Annotated in this window: 4 protein-coding genes and 1 pseudogene; all 5 read left to right on the top strand. The window is 57.2% G+C overall.

Translation table 11 applies throughout. The features are described from left to right. Positions 1-613: pseudogene (locus AC1DRJ_RS21770) on the top strand (Tol-Pal system beta propeller repeat protein TolB); the annotation flags it as partial. 52 nt (positions 614-665) lie between these two features. Continuing rightward, positions 666-1,163 (top strand): peptidoglycan-associated lipoprotein Pal, encoded by a 498-nt coding sequence (gene pal / locus AC1DRJ_RS21765; protein WP_007945836.1) that lies wholly within the window; start codon positions 666-668, stop codon positions 1,161-1,163. A gap of 6 nt (positions 1,164-1,169) precedes the next feature. Then, positions 1,170-2,009 carry a tol-pal system protein YbgF gene (ybgF, locus tag AC1DRJ_RS21760; protein WP_477803958.1) on the top strand — a complete coding sequence of 280 codons (840 nt, stop codon included), beginning with the start codon at positions 1,170-1,172 and terminating at the stop codon, positions 2,007-2,009. 166 nt (positions 2,010-2,175) lie between these two features. Continuing rightward, positions 2,176-2,823 carry a 7-carboxy-7-deazaguanine synthase QueE gene (gene queE, locus AC1DRJ_RS21755; protein ID WP_477803957.1) on the top strand — a complete coding sequence of 216 codons (648 nt, stop codon included), beginning with the start codon at positions 2,176-2,178 and terminating at the stop codon, positions 2,821-2,823. 1 nt (position 2,824) lies between these two features. Next, entirely contained in the window at positions 2,825-3,517 is a 693-nt protein-coding gene (gene queC, locus AC1DRJ_RS21750; RefSeq protein ID WP_477803956.1) for a 7-cyano-7-deazaguanine synthase QueC, read from the top strand. The last annotated feature ends 63 nt before the right edge of the window (positions 3,518-3,580 follow it).

Genomic DNA, 3,580 nt, shown 5'->3' with positions numbered 1-3,580 from the left:
CATCGACACCGGTCGCCGCGAGCAGATCACTAACTTCGAAGGCCTGAACGGCGCGCCAGCCTGGTCGCCGGATGGCAATCGCCTGGCCTTCGTATTGTCCAAAGACGGCAATCCGGACATCTACGTGATGAACCTGGGCTCGCGTCAGATCACTCGCGTCACTAACGGTCCCGGCATCAACACCGAACCGTTCTGGGGTAAGGATGGTTCGACCATCTACTTCACCTCCGATCGTGGCGGCAAGCCTCAGATCTACAAAACCAGCGTCAGTGGCGGTGGTGCGGAACGTGTGACCTTCGTCGGTAACTACAACGCCAACCCGAAGCTTTCAGCTGATGAAAAGACCCTGGTGATGATTCACCGCCAGGACGGCTTCACCAATTTCAAGGTGGCGGCCCAGGATTTGCAACGCGGTAGTGTAAAGATCCTCACTGATAGCACTCTGGACGAGTCGCCTACTGTCGCGCCTAACGGCACCATGGTAATCTACGCCACCCGCCAGCAGGGCCGGGGAGTCTTGATGCTCGTGTCCATTAATGGACGCGTAAGGCTCCCGCTTCCTACCGCTCAAGGCGAAGTCAGAGAACCTTCCTGGTCCCCTTACCTGAACTGACGCGGCGCTACACGTTGTACTTAACACATTGGGGTTCATTAGGAGTTTCACGATGGAAATGCTGAAGTTTGGTAAATTTGCTGCGCTGGCTCTCGCCATGGCTGTAGCTGTAGGTTGCTCGTCCAAAGGCGGCGACAATGCCGGTGAAGGCGCAGTAGATCCAAACGCTGGTTACGGCGCAAACACTGGTGCCGTTGATGGTTCCCTGAGCGAAGAAGCTGCTCTGCGCGCAATCACCATCTTCTACTTCGAATACGACAGTTCGGACCTGAAGCCAGAAGCCATGCGCGCTCTGGATGTTCACGCAAAAGACCTGAAAGCAAACGGCGCTCGCGTTGTTCTGGAAGGCAACACCGACGAACGTGGTACTCGTGAGTACAACATGGCACTGGGCGAGCGTCGTGCGAAAGCCGTTCAACGCTACCTGGTACTGCAAGGTGTTTCCCCAGCTCAGCTGGAACTGGTTTCCTACGGCGAAGAGCGTCCAGTTGCTACCGGCAACGACGAGCAGTCCTGGGCTCAAAACCGTCGCGTCGAACTGCGTAAGTAATTCGWCATGCGAACGTGCCGTCGTGCTGTAACTGTCTTGGCTCTCAGTCTCGCGCCGCTTGCGGYGTGGGCTGCGGTTCCTGTGGTCGATAACAACTCCGGTTATAACAATAGCGGGAGTAGTTATCCGCCTGCGGGTTACGGTACGAACGGCGCCTATGCCGGGGGAGGGGTTGCGACCCCTGTCTCGGCACAGGGTGAGCTGTTCAACCAACTGCAATCCATGCAGGAGCAGATCTCACGCCAACAGGGTGTGATCGAAGTTCTGCAAAATGATGTAGCGCGCATGAAGCAAGAGAACCTGGAGCGATATCAGGATCTTGATCGGCGCATAGGAACCGGCGTTGCACCTGCCGCGACTCCTGAAAATTCTTCCACCGGTGGTGATTTGAACGCCCCCGGTGCAGCTGCTGGCGCAAGTGCAGGAGCGGCTGCCGCTCATGCACCTGCCGCAGGTAGCGAACCGGCTGATCCGGCGAAGGAAAAGCTGTATTACGACGCAGCCTTCGACCTGATCAAAGCCAAGGATTTTGACAAGGCCAGCCAGGCTTTTGCTGCATTCCTGCGCAAATACCCGAACAGCCAATACGCGGGCAACGCTCAGTACTGGTTGGGCGAAGTGAACCTGGCCAAAGGTGACCTGCAAGGTGCGGGTCAGGCGTTTGCCAAGGTTTCGCAGTTGTATCCCAAGCACCCAAAAGTGCCTGATTCGTTGTACAAGCTGGCTGACGTAGAGCGCCGCCTCGGTCATACCGACAAGGTCAAAGGCATTCTGCAGCAGGTTGTGTCGCAATACCCGGGCACTTCCGCCGCTCAATTGGCCCAGCGAGACTTGCAGCGCATGTAAGCCTGCCAGGCCTGTTTTGAAGAAACCCGCGCTTGCCGCGGGTTTTTTCGTTAGAATTCACCCCCTTTTTATGAAACACGCTTTTCGGGATCTGCGCGGTGGCGGGGTTCCTTGAAGTGCCTGACGGAGGCGGACAGCCTGTTTAGCTGTTATGCCCGTGGCGACTATGCAAGACACATTGAGAATTACCGAAGTTTTTTACTCGTTGCAGGGTGAAACGCGGACTGCCGGGCTGCCCACAGTATTTGTGCGCCTGACCGGTTGCCCATTGCGTTGCCAATATTGCGACAGCGCCTACGCGTTCACTGGCGGCACCATTCGCCCGCTCGACGACATCCTCGAGCAAGTGGCCGGTTTCCGCCCGCGTTATGTATGTGTCACCGGTGGCGAACCGTTGGCCCAGCCTAATGCCATCCCATTGCTCAAGCAGTTGTGCGACGCCGGTTACGAAGTGTCACTGGAAACCAGTGGTTCGCTTGACATCTCGGCAGTAGATTCTCGGGTCAGTCGCGTTGTCGACCTGAAAACCCCGGGTTCTAAGGAAGCACACCGCAATCGCTACGAAAATATCGAGCTGCTCACACCCAACGATCAGGTGAAGTTTGTCATCTGTTCGCGGGAAGACTACGACTGGGCCGTGTCCAAGCTGATCCAGTACGGTCTTGATCGGCGCGCCGGCGAAGTCCTGTTCTCGCCAAGTCACCATGACCTGAATGCTCGGGACCTGGCGGATTGGGTGGTGGCGGACAACCTGCCAGTGCGTCTGCAATTGCAGCTGCATAAATATCTTTGGAATGACGAGCCGGGGCGCTGAAATGACGGAACAACTGAACACAGCTGAAAAACGTGCGGTCATCCTGCTCTCCGGCGGCCTGGATTCGGCGACCGTCGTGGCCATGGCTCGTGCCGAAGGCTACAGCTGCTACACCATGAGCTTCGACTACGGTCAGCGCTCTCAAGCAGAGCTGCACGCCGCTGCACGCGTTGCCCGTGACCTGGGTGTGGTCGAGCACAAGGTGATCGGGTTGAACCTGAACGGTATGGGCGGTTCTGCGCTGACTGACAGCAGCATCGACATCCCGGAGGAGCTGGGGGAGGGCATTCCAGTGACTTACGTGCCGGCGCGCAATACGGTGTTCCTGTCACTGGCGTTGGGCTGGGCCGAAGTGCTCGGTGCGCGTGACATCTTTATTGGTGTCAACGCGGTGGATTACTCCGGGTACCCGGACTGCCGTCCCGAGTTCATCGAGTCCTTCGAGCGCATGGCCAATCTGGCCACCAAGGCTGGTGTAGAGGGCAATGGCTTCCGTATCCAGGCGCCTCTGCAGAACCTGAGCAAAGCGCAGATCGTCGAGGCGGGCGTGAAGCTTGGCGTCAATTACGGGTTGACGGTTTCCTGCTATCAAGCAGACGATCAGGGCCGTGCTTGCGGCAAATGCGACAGCTGCAGACTGCGTGCAGAAGGCTTCGCGGCGGCCGGAATCAGTGACCCAACACCTTATTTTTGATTTATTTCAAATTAGGTGTTGAATAGTCCTTAAAAATCAGTATTATACGCGCCACCACACAGC

This window comes from Pseudomonas sp. P5_B2, from assembly GCF_056400445.1.
Note: the sequence above shows the minus strand (reverse complement) of the source record. Positions and strands in the feature narration are given on the sequence as shown.